Here is an 18,449-nt window from a genome sequence, read left to right on the forward strand (position 1 = left end):
AATTATGCGAAAAAAGCTTTTTCTTAGCAGCGCAGGCGCGTTGTTGCTAGCAATCATTTTAACTACGGCGGTGGCAATGGACGCGCAGTGGCTCAATAGTCTGGATAATCTTTTTATCCAACATCGAATACCGGATATTCCTTACTTAACAGTTTTTGCAGGCGTGGCCGCAACGTTCGCAACGATTGGTCCGATGCTGGTCATTTTTAGTGTTCTTGCGATTTTCCTGCTGCGGATCAATTATAAAGGGTTGGCTGTTTGGGGTCTTGGAAATCTGTTTTTGACCAGTGGTGTCGGATATTTGTTGAAGCAGCTGCTTCAACGAACGCGGCCGGATCAAGTACAGTATATTGCACGCTCGTCCTATAGTTTTCCCAGCGGGCATTCACTGCTGATCATGACGTTTATTTGTTCCTTGTTTTTGATTTATTTTTTCAGAGAGAAGAAGCAGCCGATATTCCTCAAGCTCGTGTTGATTTTGTTAGGAATCACGATTGCCGGCGGCCGACTTTATTTAGGGGTGCATTATTTTAGCGATATCCTGACGGGACTGTTTCTTGGTGCCGGTCTAACCTTTGGGACTGCCGGCTTGTTTTATCCTTATTTGCAGCAGAGCAGCCCGCGCTTAACACGAACAAGAAAATCCGCCTTTTCAACCTGGCAGAAAGTATTATTGAGTGCAATCGCAGTTTTGGTAGTGCTTGTTTCGGGCGCCAGTGTTTTTGCGCTAAAGTTTTATCATAGCTCGCAAAAAATGGCGGATTCCATGTATTCGCCCATCGAACGGACAGGAAAATTAAAATCACCGGAAGCAACTGAGCCGATGAGTATTTTAATTTTAGGGATCGCAAATGATGCGAAAAGAAAAACGGATTTTCGCGCGAATACGATCATGGTCGCCACTTTAAACAATCAAACAAAAGAAACGACCTTAGTAAGTATTCCGCGAGATTCCTTTGTAGAGATTGTCGGAGCGGACTATCAGGATAAGATCAATCATGCGCATTCCATCGGCGGACCGGAGATGATCATGAATACGGTAGAAAAATTTTTAGACATTCCGATTCATCATTATGTCTCAGTCAATATGGATGGCTTGCAGACGCTAGTCGATGCGGTGGGCGGTGTCACGGTAGATAATGACTTTGCTTTTTCGGCGGAGGGAATTGATTATCCCAAAGGAAAACAACACTTGAACGGCTGGGAGGCGCTGCAATATTCACGCATGCGCTATGAAGATCCCACAGGCGACTATGGACGCCAAGGAAGGCAGCGAGAGGTAATGGAATTGTTGATCAATAAAATACTCTCAACGAAAAGTATTTTCAGCTATCAAAAAATTTTAGATGGCATTGGAGAAAATGGAAAGACCGATCTAACCTTTGATCAAATGCAGAAAATTTTGACAGGCTACCATTCCTGTCTGACAAAAATTGATAGCCAGCAGGTTCAAGGCGAAGGCTTCACCGGCGACGGCGTTACAGGGGAAGAGGGGATATCTTATCAAAAAATTCCGCAGGAGGAAGTGGATCGTGTGAAGGAACTTTTGCATAAGCAATTAGACATAGAAGATAAATAATGCCATCAACGAAAGACTTTCCGAATGATTCATTTTGCTAAAGTGATTCATTGGAATATCTAATACGCCGGCTAAATTTTCTGCTTTGAAATCAAGTTGCGCTATAATAACAGCAGAAAGGCGGGAAATTATGCTTAGTCAAATAGGATTATTACTTATAGTCGGTGTCTTGGCCGGAATATTAGGGTCGATCTTGGGGATCGGCGGCGGAATTATTTTAACGCCTTTTTTGACGTTAGTGATGGGATTGGATATCCAATATGCGATCGCAGCCAGTATTGTTTGCGTGATCGCGACAAGTTCAGGTGCGACGATCGCTTACTTGAAGGATGATATGTTGAACCTGCGTGTGGCGATGTTTTTAGAGATCGCGACAACGATCGGCGCCATCGTGGGGGCTTTGCTTTCAGGTGTGGTACCGACCGGTTTCTTATTTATTTTATTCGGCGGCTTTTTGTTGTTTTCAGTCGTGAATATGATTCAAAAGCTGCGGGGCAAATCGGATAAGCCAGTTACTGAATCGACGGGCGACTCTTTGGCGGAAAAATTAAAGCTGAACGGCTCCTACTATGATAAGGTACTGGAAAAGCAAATCGATTATCAGGTTGAAAAAGTCCCTGGCGGCTTTGCCATGATGTTCGGCGCGGGAATTGCATCGGGCTTATTAGGGATCGGCAGTGGTGTTTTCAAAGTAACCGCCATGGATACTATCATGAAAATGCCCTTAAAGCCTTCGAGTGCTACCAGTAATTTAATGATGGGAGTAACTGCGGCCGCTTCTGCGATGGTTTACTTTTTCAGCGGAGCGATTCTACCGCAAATCGCAGCGCCGTTAGCCTTAGGAGTCTTAATCGGTGCGACGATCGGTTCTCGAATCATGACGCGGCTAAAACCAATCGTGATCCGAATGATCTTTATTCCGATTTTATTGTTTATGGGAATCCAAATGGTTCTGCGGGGATTTGGGGTGATCAGCTAATGGAAAATAAAGAAGAAATGCTGAAAATCGAACGTTCCATCGGGTATATTTTACGAATCGGTGTAGTTGTTTCAGCTGGGATCATTTTGCTTGGAATGATATTATTGTTTTTCTTACCAACTGCTACGCAAGTGCCGAATAGTTTGCCTCTGATCTTCCAAGGTTTGCTGCAATTAAATGGGGAAGCCTTCATCATGTTGGGACTTTTTTGTTTGATACTAACGCCTGTTTTGCGGGTAGTCGTTTCGATTTTCGCTTTTGCGAAAGAAAAAGATTATTTATATGTCGTTATTACCATTATCGTGCTGATTATCTTAGTGATTGGGATGAGTTTTGGTTTAGTCGAAAATTAAAAGCGAAAACTCCGATCAGCAAGGTGCTGTCGGAGTATTTTATCTCAACTTTTTCTCGTTAAAATTTGACTAGTCAAGCGCTCAAGCGTTTCCTTTGTACCAAAGAAGTTGTCTGGTAATTTTCGAATATCTTTTAGCGCTTCTTCAGTGTAATCTGCAGCCAGCTGTTGCGCGTAAGCGACACCGCCTAATTGCTGCACCAGCTTTTGAACCTGAAGCGTGTCCTCATCGGTCATTTGCTTTTTCTTTTCCAAGTAGGGACGCAATTGTTCCTTTTCTTGATTCAGCGCATAGATCAAGGGTAACGAATAGACGCCTTGCCGGACATCTTCTAAGACCGGCTTGCCCAATGTCGCAGCATCTGCCTGATAATCCAGCAGATCATCCATAATTTGAAAGGCAATACCGATATTTAATCCGATGGTACCAGCTTTTTTTGCGAAGCGCTCACTATTGCCGCTCTCGAAAGCCCCAACGGAACAGCTTAAAGCAAAAAGCTCAGCGGTTTTTCCTGAGATATTTTCCACGTATTCAGCGACCGTTTGATCAAGCTTGTAGCGATCATCCATTTGGCCTAATTCACCATCTAGGATTTTTTCCATGCTGCGGGAGTTTAATTGCAGGCTTCTCAAAGAAGTCGAGTAATCGGACAATAACTTGAAACAGCAAATGAACAAATAATCCCCCGCATACACCGCGGTATCATTCCCAAAGGCAGAACGAATCGTTGGCAGTCCGCGTCGTAATGCTGATTCATCGACGATATCATCATGAATCAGCGTCGCTGTGTGAAGCATCTCGATAGAAGCCGCCAGCGAGGTGGCTTTTTTTTCATCTTGATCGGGACCGAATTGCGAAAATAGGAGCTGATAGGCCGGCCGCAACAGTTTGCCGCCTGCTTGGATCATATCCAGTACGGCTGCTTCTACTTTTTTATTTTTTAATTTGACGACACTTTCCATTAATTCAAGGGTCGTTGTTAACTGTTTAGCAAGGTCAGGGTATTCTTGCCACATGGGATGAAGTTTCATTTTTGAAACCCTCCTGATCCTTATTTATTTTTTTTAGACAATTCATAATCTACTTGAAATTTGTTCAACGCCCGGACATGGACCAGCAGATAATTTCCTGCAATCCCGATCACGATCCCGGCAAGGATACCCAAGAGGGACATGACCGGCAAATAGAGCATGACGGTCCAAGACTGGGCAATCCAGCTTGCGACCAGCAGTTGTCCGACATTATGAAGAAAACCGCCGGCGGCACTGATGCCGATGATGCTGACGCGTTTAGGTCCGAGGCTTTTTACTAAAAGCATACCAAAATAGCTCAAGAGTGAGCCGCTCATACTATATAAAAAAGTCGAGACAGTCCCACCTAAAAGGGTCGTTAAAATCAGACGCATCCAAATCAAACGGAAGCTGTCTCTTTTAGGCATCGTAAAAATCGCTACGATCGTAATTAAATTGGCGAGTCCCAGCTTTGCTCCAGGCGCGAAGGCGAAAGGGGACGGAAACATATTCTCAATAAGGCCCAAGATTACCCCTTGTGCGACTAGGAGTGCTATGTAAATCAGCTTTTGTGTTTTATTCATAGTAAGGGCAGTTAGTAAATAACACTGCCGGGCTCCCCTCCGTCTGAGGATTTGATTTCGATCACTAATTTATGCGGCAGACAGACGATAGTCTCGCCAGATTGATCGATCCAGCCGCGGCGCACGCAGATTTGATCCCCGCAATCTGCTTCTTTGATCCGAATCCGATTTCCTTTGACCTCGATCAGATTATAGTCGCCGTCTTTATCTTCATAACGGTAGGTGTAAGTCTGTGATTTATTCGAAAGGTCAAAGGTTTTGAGTTCTTTTCCATCGACCGAAAGGACCGCCTCTTGTGTAGGACTCGATACACGATTGAGACTGAAGACCACGACAGGAGCAAAGGAAAGCAAAATAAGGATCACAACGATAATGCCATCCCAAGGCCGAAGTAAACTATTTTTAGCAAAATCCTTCAGTTTCAATGTGTACACCACTTTCATTTTTTCTCTTATCATAACATAAAGAAAGTTCTAAAGAGGGATACAAGCCCTTTAGAACTTTCCTTCAATATTACTCAAATTACTTGGAACTGTTTTTTCCGTAAATTGATCTCGGTGTTCCATACCACCATCTGCCGGCAGTTCGTTGGATCCAAGGAATGACCCAGCGATCCAGACCTAATGCGCGACCAGAGCCATTCATTAAGGCAAAGGCAACAAAGATAAACCAGATGTTGACCCAATAGAACATACCTGATAGACAGAAGACAATGGTCAGACCGATTGTCGCAGCACTGGCTAACCAAGTAAACAATCCGAAGATCAAGGCTAACGCAATACCGATTTCCACGAAGGTCATAAATTTTTGCATGAATAAGGCAACATCTCGATTCGGCATCATGAATTCCATGATGTTGGCGAACCAGTGGGGCATTTTTTCAAAGACCGGCATTGGATTTTCACCGAAAGCATAGCTAAGACCAAAATGTGTTGCGGCATTAGCGGCTGCATCCGTTGCTCCGCCAGCAGCACCAGTAGCCGCAGTTGTAGCTTCCGCCGCGTGTGCTCCGGCTGCTGAGGCACCAGTTGTTACTTGTTCTTGCAGCCAAGGGAAAGGGAAGACCACTTTATCGGTAAACCATGAGCCGCTGCCGAACCAAGAGCTTGGATTCAAATAGCTGCCGTCACCGACTACTTTTTTCGAGGCTTCAATTAACCACATTGAACCGTAGAAGACACGTAATGGAACGCTCCAAAGAACATTTCCGTAACGAGAAGAATGTCCGCGGGTCACATTGCGATCATTTTTGATATGGAAGAACTCGTGCATCATGTATTGGAACATGTAATAGCCCGAACGAATCGTAAAGAAGTACAACAAATTAACTAAATGTTTAACGACGATTGCCAAGAAACCCGATATGTGGAATTTATCCATCAAGTTGGCAACGCCCCATTTAGAGCCAATCGAAACCATGAAACCTTGATAGTTACTCTTGAATTCGTGTTTTGGTGTGTTTTTGATCTTGGCTACAATGTTGGCCGCTGCTGTGTGTCCGGTTTGTTCAGCCGCTTGAACGATCTGCGGAGTCGGACGGCCATCGCCATTTTCCTCATAGTGAACCAAATCACCAATGATATAAATATCTTTATCTTCATAGCCTTTAGCTTGCATATATTCATTCGCATACAACCGTTGACCGCGTGCTGCTTCCAGGCCAAAATCAGCAGCATCTGTCGTTCCTTTGACACCAGCAGTCCAAATCAACGTATTGGTTGGGATCTGTGAGCCATCTTTTAAGACGATGTGATCTGCTGTAACTTCAGTGATCGGTGCGCCTTTCTTCAATTGAATGCCTTTTTTCATCATAAAACGTTCGGCTTTTTCTGCGTCTTTACGATCAAGCATGTTCAAAATCGTCGGAAGGGCTTCCACAACCATCAAAGTAAATTCTTCTGGTCGTAATTTATGCTCTTTTGCCAGAACTTTTTTCCATTCCATTAATTCGCCGATCATTTCGATCCCAGTAAAGCCTGAACCACAGACAACAAAGGTCAACATCGCACGACGAGTCGCTTCATCAGGCTCAAGCGCTGCTTTTGCGACAGTTTCTTCGATGTGCTTTCTAATTTTGATCGCGTCTTCCATTGACCATAAGGTAAAGCCGTGTTCTTTGACGCCGGGAGTACCGAAGTCGTTAGGTTCGCCGCCCATACCGATGATTAATTGATCAAAGGGGTACTTGCCTAGTTTAGTTTTGACGATTTTTTTCTCTTTATCGATGCCGATGACTGTATCAGTAACTAGTGAAACATTTTTCCTGCGGGCAAATAACCGCTGTAAATCGTATTGAACCGCTTCTGGTTCAACGCGTCCACCAGCCACTTCGTGTAATTCGGTCATCATTGTATGGTAAGAGTGACGATCGATCAACGTGATCTCAACGTCGTCTTTTTTTAACTTTTTGGACATGAATTTCGTTGCTGCGACACCTGCATAACCTGCACCGACAACGACAATCTTCTGTTGTGCCATTGATAATCCGCTCCTTCTAAATGATAATGACTGCACAATAATAATAAATTGATAATGCCTGAACAATCGAATTCATTATACATTTAGTTTATTTTTTTGTCTATTAGAATTAAGTTAAACTAATTAAGCGCCTTTTTTAATAAATTAATTAGAAAAATAGGATAAATATAAAAAATGATGTACAAACTTAAATAAGTGATTTAGAATGATTCTTGTTTAATGAATCACAAAAAAAGAAAAAGGTGGAGTTTAATCATGAAAATGAAAAAAATAGTATCAGGATTTGCTGTGGTAGCGTTTACTACACTAGCATTGGCTGCTTGTGGCGGAAACAATGATAAAGAGTCAGCATCAAGTTCTTCAGCGAGCTCTTCTGAAGCCGTAAAACCAGCGGAAAAAGAAGCAGGCGGTGATCTGAAAGACGGCACCTACAAACTTGAAGAAAAGAACTATTCAAATGGTTATCGCGTAGTTTTTGACATGACTGTCAAAGACGGTAAAATCACGAAATCTAACTATGATTATTTAAATGAAGACGGCAAGTCCAAGCAAAAGGATGCCGATTACGAAAAGAACATGAAAGAAAAAACGAAAACGGGTCCTAAAGAATACATTCCAGCATTGAATAAATCTTTAGAACAAACGCAAAATCCAGATGCAGTTGAAGTGGTTACTGGTGCAACACATTCAAGTGAAGCCTTTAAAAATTACTCACAACAGTTGGTTCAAGCAGCTCAAGCTGGCGATACGAAAACAATCGAAATCGACAATGGCGCTGAATTGAAGGATGGCACGTATACATTAGAAGAAAAGAACTACTCTAACGGCTACCGGACAGTCTTCAATATGACGGTTGCTGGCGGAAAAATCACTGAATCGAATTTTGACATGGTCGACAAAGATGGCAAATCTAAAAAAGATGACGCTGACTACGAAAAGAACATGAAAGCTAAAAGCGGCGTCGGTCCGAAAGAATACATCGAAGACCTGAACAAAGGTTTAGTTGAAAAGGGCACACCTGCTGAAGTTGAAGTGGTAACTGGTGCGACTCATTCATCACATGTATTCCAAACATACGCTGCGCAATTAGTGAATGCTGCTGAAAAAGGCAATACGACAGCGATCCAAGTAGACAATATCGTAACTAAAAATTAATTCCTTTATCAATTAGGGGAGCTTGGAAGAGCTGGGGGTTCCCCAGCTCTTTTTTTGCGAATCATCCATACTGCTATATGAAGGGATTCGCTAAAATACTTTGAAAGTATGGGTTAAACACGCTATGATAAAGTGACAAAATCTTGAATAGATAAAGGAAGTATGAACGTGAAGAAACGTGCATTATTGATGATTTTCGGATTGATCGTCATTGCTTTGACGGCATGCGGCAATGATCAGCCTAAGATAAATGAGAAACCATATGACGATAAACAGTTTTTGATGGGGACTTATGTCCAGATTCGGGTCTATGATGACGGCAAAAAAGCAGCATTAAAGCCGGCTTTTGCTCGAGTGAAAGAATTAGCTGATAAAATCACCGTGAACGAAGAAGGTTCAGAGATCGATGAGATCAATCAAGAGGCTGGCATAAAACCGGTCAAAGTAACCGACGATATGTACTATCTATTGAAGGAAGCCTACAAATACAGTGAAGATTCTAAGGGCGGTTTTGACATGGCGATCGGTTCGATCACCTCATTGTGGCGGATCGGATTCCCTGATGCTCGCAAACCTGAACAAAGTGAGATCGACCAAGCCTTGAAGCGGGTTAATTATCACGATGTAGAGTTTAATGAGACGGATAAAACGGTCTACTTGAAAGAAAAGGGCATGAAGCTGGATTTAGGTGCGATCGCTAAAGGGTATATCACAGATGAAGTGGTCAAAGTTTTGAAGGAAAATGATGTAACGACTGCGATCATCGACCTCGGCGGGAATGTCTATGTTCTAGGGCACAGTCCGCGGGGGGATCAAAAGGAAGATTGGACGGTTGGGATTCAAGATCCAAACCAAGCCCGCAATGTTATTCTAGGCAGCGTTCCCGAAAGTAATATGTCGCTGGTGACCTCGGGAATCTATGAACGCTATTTAGAAGCTGACGGCAAAACCTATCATCACTTGTTTAATCCTAAGACAGGATATCCTTTTGATAATGACATCGCTGGTGTGACGATCGTATCGAAAAAATCGATCGACGGGGATGGTCTTTCCACTGCAGTCTTTTCAATGGGTGTCAAAGAAGGCATGAAATATGTAGAAGGCTTGAAGGATACCGAGGCGATTTTTGTAACGCGAGACGATAAGGTCTATGTCACTTCCGGCTTGAAGGATGTTTTTGAATTGAATAAGGAAGCTGGTTACACGATGGGCAACGATAAGGATATGAAATAGATGACAAGAGAAAGTTTTTTTGATTTAGTGGAGATCCGCACCAAATTAGCGAGCTTGTTTCCATTTTTGATCGCAGTCCTGTTTACTAATACTTATTTCCATTCGTTTCATTGGGGAAAGACGCTCTTTTTCTTCTTTGGAATGCTTGCTTTTGATATGGCGACGACCGCGATCAATAATTACATGGATTTTCGCAAAGCACATTCTGAAGAATACAAATATCAAGAAAATATTATCGGGAAAGATCAGCTGTCTGAACGGACTGTTGTGCTGATTATTTTTGGCTTGATCGGCTTTGCGGCGATCGTTGGGATCACCTTAGCTGTCCAAACGGGGTGGCTGCTTTTAGTGATGGGCTGTGCTTGCTGTTTCATCGGCGTGTTTTATACGTTCGGTCCAATTCCGCTGTCCCGTATGCCTTTAGGAGAAGTCTTCAGCGGGGTGACGATGGGGCTGGGAATTTTTGCCATCACGATTTATTTGAATACCTATGATAAAAGGCTTTTTTTCATGGAGCTGGATTTGAAGCATTTTACGCTTACCGGAAGCACGACTGCGGCGTTGGCTGTTGTGTGGGCATCTTTACCTTTGATCGCGACGATCGCCAACATCATGCTGGCGAACAATATTTGTGATCTGGAGCAGGACATTGCGAACCATCGATATACCTTGCCGTTTTATTTAGGGAAAAGAAACGCCGTGATCTTATTTAATTTTTTAATGTATAGTTCTTATGCGGCGATTTTGATTGGACTGATCGCGGGTATTTATCAATGGCCGATTCTGTTGACCTTTGTAAGTTTAGTCAAAGTGTATCCGCAAACGAAAATTTTTACGAAGGAACAGATCAAAAGCAAGACCTTTGCGATGTCGATCAAAAATTTAGTGACCTTTAACGGCTGCTATGCATTGGGGCTGTTGGTTACGTTGCTTTGGCAATTTATTAATTAAGTGAAAATTTCGATGCCGCCACATAGCTTTTATGTGGTGGTTGAATTTGCGGGAAAAAAATGAGTTAAGGGGTCATTATGGACAATACAAAGAGGCTAAAAGCGACTCAAAATAAAATGACGAAAGAAAATTTCTTTGAACTCGTGCAGATTCGCACAAAGTTTGCCGGAATCTTTCCTTTTGTGATCGCTGTTTTATTTACGAATACGTATTTTCATTCCTTCCATCCGGGAAAGACGCTTTTTTTCTTTTTCGGCATGTTTGCCTTTGATTTAGCTATCACGGCGATCAATAATTATATGGATTTTATCAAGGCCCATTCGGAAAAATACAAATATGAAGAGAATCTTATCGGTCGGGAAAATTTATCAGAAAAGCAGATCCAGCGGCTCATTTTTAGTTTGGTAGGTTTTGCGGCAATCGTAGGCTTGATATTGGTGGTCCAAACTGGGTGGCTACTTTTACCGATGGGGGCAGCGTGCTTTTTTGTTGGCGTATTTTATACGTATGGTCCGATCCCGCTTTCGAGGATGCCGTTGGGCGAAATTTTTAGCGGCGTAACAGAAGGTTTGGGAATTTTTGCCATCACGATTTATTTGAATACTTACGATCAGCGGTTGTTTTATCTGGAACTGGATTTTAATCGTTTTGCTTTAACAGGTAATACGATGGCTGTGTTGGCGGTTATCTGGGCGGCGTTGCCATTGGTGCTGACGATCGCAAATATCATGTTGGCGAATAATATTAGTGATTTGGAGCAGGATGTTGAGAATCATCGCTATACTTTGCCGTTTTATATCGGGCGCAAGTGGAGCGTGAGATTATTCAATGTTCTGATGTACAGCTGCTACGGCGTGATTCTGGTTGGGCTGATCGTCGGCATTTATCACTGGCCGATCCTGCTGACTTTTATCAGTCTGTTAAAAGTGATTCCACAGACTAGGATTTTCACGCAGGAGCAGATTAAGAACAAAACATTTCCGATGGCGGTGGAAAATCTGATCGTGTTTAATAGCTGCTATGCGTTAGGGCTTTTAGTTACGATGATTTTACAGTTTATCTAAAAAAGGAGTCAGTGGTTTTGATCACTGACTCCTTTTTTTTACCCTAATTGAATTAGAAAGACGATCAAGCTGAGTACGCCTAAACTGGTGACGATCGCAAATAAAATTTTATCACGCTTGGTCGCGAAGACCGGGCGATGATATGTATGGCTGTTCCACAACCAGAAGACGAAGCCTAATGCGTAAATGCCGATGCAATAGAGCAGATTCAGGATACCTGATGAATAGAGCATGTAGATTCCGTAGACGATTCCGCCAATCGCCAAGAATTGCTGTCCTTTGTGCGTTTTTCCTCTAGCGATCTGCCATAAGAAGGCGGCGGATAAAACGTAAGGAACTAAAACCATGGTTGTCGCGGTATCGGTCACTGCTTGGAAGGCATCCATCGCCCAGCGCGAGATTAAAAAGACGATCTGCATGATGACACCATTCAGAATTAAAGCGTTCACGGGTGCATTTTGTTTATTGGCTTTGCCTAAAAAGGCGGGAAACATTTTATCCTGAGCGGCGTCAAAAGAAATTTCGGCAGCCAAAATCGTCCAGGATATCCAAGCGCCCAATACAGAAATGATGACACCGATATTGATCATGCTGCCAGCCCAAGCGCCAGTCGATGCACGCAGGACGCCGCTTAATGAAGGGCTTGGTAAATTCGCCAGCTGTTCCTGCGGCAGCGAACCGAAGCTCAGCATTACGATCAAGACATAAATCGCCAGTGTCGTAGAGTAGCCGATCAACGTTGCGCGGCCGACATCGCGGGCACGTTTTGCTCGTCCTGATAAAACGACAGCCCCTTCGATCCCGACGAAGACCCACATCGTTTGCAGCATCGCATGACGGATTTGCGTCGGAACACTGCCAAGCTGTTTGCCATTCATCATCATATTTTTGGCAAAAACATCCATTGAGAAGGTGCGGTATTTAAAATGAATAAATAAAAGAAAAATCGCTAATAATATCGGAACGACCTTGGCACTTGTGGCGATGGTATTTAATAGACTGGCTGTTCGAATCCCGCGAGCAACTAAAAAAATCACACCCCAGATCATAAAGGTGCCTAAAAACAAACCAATCTGTCCGCCAGAACCGCCGATCGAAGGAATAAATTTGCTTAGGGCATCCAAAAATAGAATGACAAAAGAAACATTGCCGATAATATTGCTAAGCCAATAGCCCCAAGCGGAGTTGAAACCGACATAATCGCCAAAGCCGTCTTTGGCATAATAATAGATTCCCCCGATAATCCCCGGTTCTTCCTTTGAAAGAGTTTGAAAAACCTTCGCGATAAAGAAAACGCCAACGCCAGTAATCAGCCAAGCTAATAATGAAGCAACGACACCAGCAGATTGAGAAATGCTGCTAGGCAAATTAAAGACGCCGCCTCCCAGCATTGAACCGATCACGATCATGCTTAAGCCTAACAAGCTCATCTCCTTCGTATGATTGTCAGGTACTTGATTCTGTTCCATAAATAATTCTCCCAGTTTATAGTAATAAAGCATTTTTTACTGCAAGTGCTTCTTATACTCCAGCCCTTAATGAGACGAAAGCTTAATAAGAAACACTCTTTCTATATAAGCATATTTACTTAAAAATAACCATAAGGGGGAAGTGAAACTCCATCGACTTAACTTAAAGAAGTGCCATTTAATTATAATCTAATTCAAATGATGCCGTTCTTTTGCTTCATTTTTAACGAGTCAACAAACCTAATGTTGCAGAAGCTGCTAAAAGAAAAAATAGTATGTTATTAATACCATTCTTAACTGTCAGCTAGTATGATTCGTTTGAATGTAAAAAATAGAATAAATATTAAGATTTAGGGTGTAACCTTTTTAGAGAGGGTGTTTTTTTATTTGTCAGAGTGATAAAATTGAACCAACGAGGGGGGCTAAGATGATTGAGATTCGAGTAGCAACACCAAAGGATGCGTCTGCGTTAGTCGCAATTTACGCGCCTTATGTCACAGAAACAACAATTACTTTTGATTATGAAGTACCGAGTGAAAAGGACTTCGCTGAGAGAATTCAAGAAACGCTCCATACATATCCTTATTATATTGCTGAGGAAAACGGAGAGATTTTAGGCTATGCTTATGCGCATGCTTACAAAGACAGAGCCGCTTATGATTGGTCAGTGGAGGTCAGTGTCTATGTGGATCGTGAAAAACGTGGGAATGGTGCAGGAAAGCTCTTGTATCAAGCGTTGGAAGAGACATTAAGTAAGCAAAACGTCGCGATTTTAACTGCTTGTATAACAGGTGGGAACCAAGGAAGTATAAAATTCCATGAAAAACTTGGCTATCAGGAGGTCGCGAACTTTCCAAAGATCGGCTATAAGTTTGAGCGGTGGCATGATGTTATTTGGCTGCAGAAATTTTTGACGGAGACCAAAGGGAAGCTGCCTGCGTTTATCCCTTTTTCTAAGCTATGAACATAAAGAAACGAATAAAGAGCAATCCGGCGATGATGGGGAGAGTCATGTTGGGTGTCTTTGTCTTTGCGATCGTTTTTCGAGTGTTGATCGCGGAAACGATGCCGATCAAAATCTATATGCAGGCAGGCTATGATGACGCACTTTCTATTAACCAGGCATTGAGTATTTTGGACGGGAAATGGCTGGGAACATATGGGACCGGGACGCTGACGAAAGGATTATCCTTCACTTTCTTTTTGCTTGTGAATCATTTTTCACACTTGTCGTATCCATTGTTTTTATGTTTAGTCAATATTGGGGCGGCTTTTGCCATTGTCAAAGCATTGGCGCCAGTGATTAAAAATAAATATTTGAGCGGGTTAGGTTTCTTATTTTTGATCTATTCACCTGCGACCTTGACCTCAGATTTTTCGCTGCGGGTTTATCGGAATAGCCTGGTTTTTGCGGCGGTGCTTTTTGTTTTAGCTGGCATTCTTGGGCTTTATTTAAGAAGAAAAGAGACGCTGAAAAAACGCCTTCCATGGTCAATATTAGTAACGATCGCATTTCCTTTTTTCTGGTATTTGCGGGAGGATTCGATTTGGCTGCTGCCGCTTTATATCGTTGCGACTTTTTGCACGTTTTTTGGGATCGTCGTACAGGATCAGCCATTGGGTTCATCGTTGAAGGAAGGGCTCAATCGTATTTGGCAGCTGTTGAAGACAGCGAACAAGCAAAAGCTTGTCGGTAATCTTTTACTGCTGATCGCGCCGTTGATTTTTACGCTGGGGGAATCGCTGCTGATCTCTAAGGTGAATCAAAATCACTACGGCATCTTTACGACGAATGATCGGACGAAAACGTCTTTTGCCAAATTAACGGAAAACTTGATTCAAATTGATAATAGCGGTTATGATTCTGAAGCCGTAGCTGAGAACAGCGGGATCTGGGTGTCGAAAAAGACCTTTGCCGAAGCGCAGAAGGTCTCACCGACTTTTGCGAAATATCGCAAGGGGATCGAATGGATCTGGAATGAATCGATTTGGCCGGATGCTTGGCCAGTCAAAAACGATGAGCTGCCTGGCGATATGTTTGTCTGGGCCTTGCGGGAAATGTTTAAGCAGGAAGGTCTGTATAAGGACGGCGCTGCAAATGAAAAAATTTTTAAAAATATCAACCAAGAGCTGGAGGAGAGCTTCAAGTCTGGCGAGCTGAAAAAGAAAAAAATGTTCTTCGTATCAAAGCAGAGTAATGGAAAGAAGCTTGAGGATATGGGGAAAGTTTTCAGCTACATGGGTGCCGGTATTTTAGAAACAACGCTTTACAAAAGCTATCAGACCAGTTATGGCGGTTCGATCTTTATGCCGGATCAACCAGCTGAGGTGGTTCTCGATCTGCTGAATGTCAAATCTGTTTCTACGCTTAAAAAAGGAATGGCGGCAGAGTCGAAGCGGACGAAAGTGACGGTGTGGATCATCACAGCGATCATTTGGATCTATCGGATTGTTTCACCTGTGCTCCTGCTGGTTAGTTTGGGCGCGATGGTGATTTTCACCGCGGGCTATATCAAAAATAAAAAGACTCGTAAAGTTCTAGCGGACTATTTGATTATTTTTCTTGGCCTGCTGCTGACTTATCTGGTCTATCTATTCGGGGTATCTTGGTTTGCGACTTGGGCACCAAATGGCAAGGGCTTGTTCATGTTTTTCTATACAGGTGCTGGTGTACCGTTGATCCAAGTGATTGAATTGCTGGGCGTGGCGCTGGTTGTCAGAAACGTACAGAACAAATTATTCGAAGATAAAGTGAGTTTAAATTAGATTCAGCTAATAGTATTCTAATTAAATTCATTAGGAATTGTTACGCGGCTATACCAATGGTTTGCTATCCTTGCATTGTAAAAGATAAGGAGGGCCCTAATAGCGCAATGAAACGAGAGAGGAACACTTCGAAAAACGAAGTAAAAACCACCGACTTTCTACTAGAAATGTTGGCGTTGTTCATTCTAATTTCCGTAACTATTTACGCCATAAGAACTGGGAAAATTTTTTAAAAGATACTTTGCTTCATAAGTATCTTTTTTTTTTGCACTTTTTTTGTAGAACTAGACCAAAAAAGGAGAACCTGCGAATTTTTTTCGCAGGTTCTCCTTTTTCAAAATTTATCATAAAGACAATAAGCTGCTAATATCGATAATTAAGAAAGAACTCGCGCCTAGCGACACAATCGTTTCATGAAGTAAATGGCAGTAGCTAGAGGTTAAGGATTTACTTTAAAAACTCCTACTTTATAAGATTCTATGTGGAGTGTTTCACTTGTTATAGTTTATTGATAGTATAGTAATTGCAGCTTACTTCATAGCGCAGAAGAATAATACCAATTTTGATTTTGTAGTTTTCGTGTATTATTACCTAGGAGATAGGGGTAAATGTAAAGGAGATAATCCAATCTATACATTAATTATTTCAATTCAAGTAATCAGTTTCTTTCTGATATTTAAAATGGTTTCCGGTTACTCTTTTTCAAAAAGCGAATTAGTAATTTATCCGATAAGTATGCTTTTTTTTACTTTTGAATTCAGGAAAACATTTGGGGTTTGGGGTGCTCTATTTTTTCTGGCACTGTTTATTGCGATCGGATACTTTAAAGAAATGGGATTCCAACTGATAAGTGTTTTTTACGCGCTGTATGCATTATTAATGAATTCATTTTTGGGATATATTGTTGCGGCGCCCTTAGAATATTTGTTTTCATTGATGAGTTTTATTCCGATAGAGGTGCTATATCTTTTAGTTGCGATGATGCCATCTATTATCAATTATCTGATTATAAAAATGTTAGAACAAGTATATCCAGAGTATCCTTTAAAGTCGTTTAGGGAAATTAATGATTTCTCACTCGTTGTTTTAGTTATCATCTTATTTACAGTAATGGGACTTTTATATAGGGTTTTAACGATTGGAAATCAGACCGAAATAGTCAGTTGGCAGAGTAATTTGCTAATTTTGATTTTGTTTCTGGTTGTTGTTTTTTCACTGCTATTGCTAAATATACATTTCCAAAGACAAAAAAGAAAAGAAATCCAAATATTAAAAGATGAACAGTTACTTCAATTGCAAGAGTATACAAAGCATGTGGAAGCATTGTATGAGGAGATTCATCATTTTAAGCATGATTATATCAATATACTGACTAGTTTAGATGATGGAATTAAAAATCAAGATATAAAGAGAGTTCAAGAGATATATGAGTCTGTCATTAAACCAACAAAACAGACTTTTCAAACCAATCATTTCATGATTGCTCGACTTAGTAATATTCTAATCCCTGAGATAAAAAGTTTGATCTCTGCCAAATTACTGATTGCTAGACAGAATAAAATTGATATCCACGTTGAAGTAGTAGAACCGATCGATAAAGTGAATACAGACTTATTAAACCTAATTCGAGTGCTCTCAAATTTGCTAGATAATGCAATTGAAGCAACTTCAGAAATAAACGATTCTTGGATTAGAATCGCGATGTTTAAGGAAGAAAAGACAGTTACTATTATTATTGAGAATAGTATCCTTGAATTAATAGATATAAAGAAAATTAATGACATGGGCTACTCATCTAAAGGAACAGGGCGCGGTATAGGCTTGCATACGGTTCAAAAAATTCTAAAAAACGATACAAGTCTTTTTCTAGAAACCAGTAGTGACCAGCAAGTGTTCTCTCAAGTGCTTAAGATTGCGGGGAATGATTTATGAACATATTTATTTTAGAGGATGATTTATTTCAACAACAAAACTTAAAACGGACTATAGAAAGAATTTCTCAAGAGGAAAAAATCTCCTATAAAAATTTAATCGTTACTGCCAAACCGGATGTTTTATTAGAAAATTTAACACTCGCGAGTCTTCACAATTTGTATTTTTTGGATTTAGAGATTGCTGAATACGATAAAACCGGGTTGGAAGTTGCCCAACGAATTCGAAAGCAAGATCCTTTTGGAACGATTGTTTTTATTACTACTCATTCTGAAATGGCTCCGCTGACTTTTGCATACAAAGTATCGGCGTTAGATTTTATTGAAAAAGATCAAAAGGAAGAGACAATCATCAAAAGAATCAGGGAGTGCCTTTTACTAGCAAACATGAGGATTGAAAAAAGTGTTAGTGATGATGCCTTGATTTTTAAGAATAAGTTTACAAATCTGCAAGTACCATATTCTGATATTTATTATTTCGAAACTACGGGAATTGCTCATAAATTACGTTTGGTAAGCAAAAATAAAATTACTGAATTTTATGGAGAATTGAGTGAATTTGAAAACATAGATACTCGCTTGTTTCGTTGCCATCGTGCGTTTGTAGTAAACTTGGCAAATATCGTCTCTATTGATCGGACTAATAGGTTGATTATGTTTCCGAATAAAGATGAATGTAATGTCTCACGAAGGACGATGAAAGAATTATTAAATAAAATGAATCAGTAGAGCGGCAAAGCTTTGTTGCTCTATTGGTTCATTTTTTTTAGTAAGAAGATTCTCAGTTGAAGCAACGAGTCGATTGTTTTCGTGATATAGACAGGCGTATTATCACAAGGGCTATACTATTGAGTTACTGATAAAAACAGGTGTAAATATAAATGAAAAGGATGATGC

General features: G+C 41.3%; 16 protein-coding genes. 11 read left to right on the forward strand and 5 right to left on the reverse strand.

Annotated features, from left to right (window positions below; genetic code table 11):
* The first annotated feature begins 4 nt into the window (after positions 1–4).
* The 3 genes from FFR60_RS03610 to FFR60_RS03620 all read left to right on the forward strand — a co-directional run bounded on the left by FFR60_RS03610 (position 5) and on the right by FFR60_RS03620 (position 2,911).
* The gene (locus FFR60_RS03610; RefSeq protein ID WP_171004858.1) at positions 5–1,579 is read left to right on the forward strand and encodes a phosphatase PAP2/LCP family protein; all 1,575 of its coding nucleotides are present in this window, start codon (positions 5–7) and stop codon (positions 1,577–1,579) included.
* Between the two features lie 130 nt (positions 1,580–1,709).
* Complete coding sequence (locus FFR60_RS03615; RefSeq protein WP_137663055.1) at positions 1,710–2,558, forward strand: sulfite exporter TauE/SafE family protein; 849 nt, start codon at positions 1,710–1,712, stop codon at positions 2,556–2,558.
* Complete coding sequence (locus tag FFR60_RS03620; protein WP_137663056.1) at positions 2,558–2,911, forward strand: DUF1634 domain-containing protein; 354 nt, start codon at positions 2,558–2,560, stop codon at positions 2,909–2,911. Before FFR60_RS03615 ends, FFR60_RS03620 begins: the two co-directional genes overlap by 1 nt.
* 44 nt (positions 2,912–2,955) lie before the next feature.
* Here FFR60_RS03620 and FFR60_RS03625 read toward each other — a convergent pair whose 3' ends face one another.
* The 4 genes from FFR60_RS03625 to FFR60_RS03640 form a co-directional block, all read right to left on the reverse strand.
* Positions 2,956–3,942 carry a polyprenyl synthetase family protein gene (locus tag FFR60_RS03625; protein WP_137663057.1) on the reverse strand — a complete coding sequence of 329 codons (987 nt, stop codon included), beginning with the start codon at positions 3,940–3,942 and terminating at the stop codon, positions 2,956–2,958.
* Positions 3,943–3,962: 20 nt separating this feature from the next.
* Complete coding sequence (locus FFR60_RS03630) at positions 3,963–4,505, reverse strand: Gx transporter family protein (RefSeq protein WP_137663058.1); 543 nt, start codon at positions 4,503–4,505, stop codon at positions 3,963–3,965.
* Positions 4,506–4,516: 11 nt separating this feature from the next.
* The gene (locus FFR60_RS03635; RefSeq protein ID WP_137663133.1) at positions 4,517–4,930 is read right to left on the reverse strand and encodes a NusG domain II-containing protein; all 414 of its coding nucleotides are present in this window, start codon (positions 4,928–4,930) and stop codon (positions 4,517–4,519) included.
* Positions 4,931–5,027: 97 nt separating this feature from the next.
* Positions 5,028–6,983, reverse strand: coding sequence for an FAD-dependent oxidoreductase (locus tag FFR60_RS03640; protein ID WP_137663059.1), 1,956 nt, complete (start codon positions 6,981–6,983; stop codon positions 5,028–5,030).
* A 255-nt stretch (positions 6,984–7,238) separates the two neighbouring features.
* On the opposite strand from FFR60_RS03640, the gene pplA reads away from it, so the two are divergent.
* The 4 genes from pplA to menA (FFR60_RS03660) all read left to right on the forward strand — a co-directional run bounded on the left by pplA (position 7,239) and on the right by menA (FFR60_RS03660) (position 11,386).
* Positions 7,239–8,138: an extracellular electron transfer flavoprotein PplA gene (gene pplA, locus FFR60_RS03645; RefSeq protein WP_137663060.1), complete on the forward strand. Its 900-nt coding sequence runs from the start codon at positions 7,239–7,241 to the stop codon at positions 8,136–8,138.
* Between the two features lie 168 nt (positions 8,139–8,306).
* Positions 8,307–9,371 carry an FAD:protein FMN transferase gene (locus FFR60_RS03650; protein ID WP_137663061.1) on the forward strand — a complete coding sequence of 355 codons (1,065 nt, stop codon included), beginning with the start codon at positions 8,307–8,309 and terminating at the stop codon, positions 9,369–9,371.
* Positions 9,372–10,322: a 1,4-dihydroxy-2-naphthoate polyprenyltransferase gene (gene menA, locus FFR60_RS03655; protein ID WP_137663062.1), complete on the forward strand. Its 951-nt coding sequence runs from the start codon at positions 9,372–9,374 to the stop codon at positions 10,320–10,322.
* A gap of 77 nt (positions 10,323–10,399) precedes the next feature.
* Positions 10,400–11,386 (forward strand): 1,4-dihydroxy-2-naphthoate polyprenyltransferase, encoded by a 987-nt coding sequence (gene menA / locus FFR60_RS03660; protein ID WP_137663063.1) that lies wholly within the window; start codon positions 10,400–10,402, stop codon positions 11,384–11,386.
* Between the two features lie 38 nt (positions 11,387–11,424).
* Here menA (FFR60_RS03660) and FFR60_RS03665 read toward each other — a convergent pair whose 3' ends face one another.
* The gene (locus FFR60_RS03665) at positions 11,425–12,855 is read right to left on the reverse strand and encodes a basic amino acid/polyamine antiporter (protein ID WP_137663064.1); all 1,431 of its coding nucleotides are present in this window, start codon (positions 12,853–12,855) and stop codon (positions 11,425–11,427) included.
* 427 nt (positions 12,856–13,282) lie between these two features.
* On the opposite strand from FFR60_RS03665, the gene FFR60_RS03670 reads away from it, so the two are divergent.
* From FFR60_RS03670 to FFR60_RS03685, 4 genes are all read left to right on the forward strand, one after another.
* Positions 13,283–13,819 (forward strand): GNAT family N-acetyltransferase, encoded by a 537-nt coding sequence (locus FFR60_RS03670; protein WP_137663065.1) that lies wholly within the window; start codon positions 13,283–13,285, stop codon positions 13,817–13,819.
* A gap of 32 nt (positions 13,820–13,851) precedes the next feature.
* On the forward strand, positions 13,852–15,621 hold the full coding sequence (locus FFR60_RS03675; RefSeq protein ID WP_249354940.1) for a hypothetical protein: 1,770 nt from the start codon (positions 13,852–13,854) through the stop codon (positions 15,619–15,621).
* A gap of 579 nt (positions 15,622–16,200) precedes the next feature.
* The gene (locus FFR60_RS03680) at positions 16,201–17,553 is read left to right on the forward strand and encodes a sensor histidine kinase (RefSeq protein WP_137663067.1); all 1,353 of its coding nucleotides are present in this window, start codon (positions 16,201–16,203) and stop codon (positions 17,551–17,553) included.
* Positions 17,550–18,281, forward strand: a complete 732-nt coding sequence (locus FFR60_RS03685; RefSeq protein WP_137663068.1) for a response regulator transcription factor — start codon at positions 17,550–17,552, stop codon at positions 18,279–18,281. The genes FFR60_RS03680 and FFR60_RS03685 overlap by 4 nt, the downstream gene beginning before the upstream one ends.
* Positions 18,282–18,449 lie beyond the last annotated feature (168 nt).

This window comes from Enterococcus hulanensis (assembly GCF_005405485.1).
GTDB classification, from domain to species: Bacteria; Bacillota; Bacilli; order Lactobacillales; family Enterococcaceae; genus Enterococcus_A; species Enterococcus_A hulanensis.

Coding starts and splice junctions, on each gene's coding strand:
- FFR60_RS03670 (WP_137663065.1), top strand. CDS start 13,283: ATGATTGAGATTCGAGTAGCAACACCAAAGGATGCGTCTGCGTTAGTC.
- FFR60_RS03675 (WP_249354940.1), top strand. CDS start 13,852: ATGATGGGGAGAGTCATGTTGGGTGTCTTTGTCTTTGCGATCGTTTTT.
- FFR60_RS03685 (WP_137663068.1), top strand. CDS start 17,550: ATGAACATATTTATTTTAGAGGATGATTTATTTCAACAACAAAACTTA.
- menA (WP_137663062.1), top strand. CDS start 9,372: ATGACAAGAGAAAGTTTTTTTGATTTAGTGGAGATCCGCACCAAATTA.
- FFR60_RS03625 (WP_137663057.1), bottom strand. CDS start 3,942: ATGAAACTTCATCCCATGTGGCAAGAATACCCTGACCTTGCTAAACAG.
- FFR60_RS03610 (WP_171004858.1), top strand. CDS start 5: ATGCGAAAAAAGCTTTTTCTTAGCAGCGCAGGCGCGTTGTTGCTAGCA.
- FFR60_RS03620 (WP_137663056.1), top strand. CDS start 2,558: ATGGAAAATAAAGAAGAAATGCTGAAAATCGAACGTTCCATCGGGTAT.
- FFR60_RS03665 (WP_137663064.1), bottom strand. CDS start 12,855: ATGGAACAGAATCAAGTACCTGACAATCATACGAAGGAGATGAGCTTG.
- FFR60_RS03640 (WP_137663059.1), bottom strand. CDS start 6,983: ATGGCACAACAGAAGATTGTCGTTGTCGGTGCAGGTTATGCAGGTGTC.
- FFR60_RS03630 (WP_137663058.1), bottom strand. CDS start 4,505: ATGAATAAAACACAAAAGCTGATTTACATAGCACTCCTAGTCGCACAA.
- menA (WP_137663063.1), top strand. CDS start 10,400: ATGGACAATACAAAGAGGCTAAAAGCGACTCAAAATAAAATGACGAAA.
- pplA (WP_137663060.1), top strand. CDS start 7,239: ATGAAAATGAAAAAAATAGTATCAGGATTTGCTGTGGTAGCGTTTACT.
- FFR60_RS03615 (WP_137663055.1), top strand. CDS start 1,710: ATGCTTAGTCAAATAGGATTATTACTTATAGTCGGTGTCTTGGCCGGA.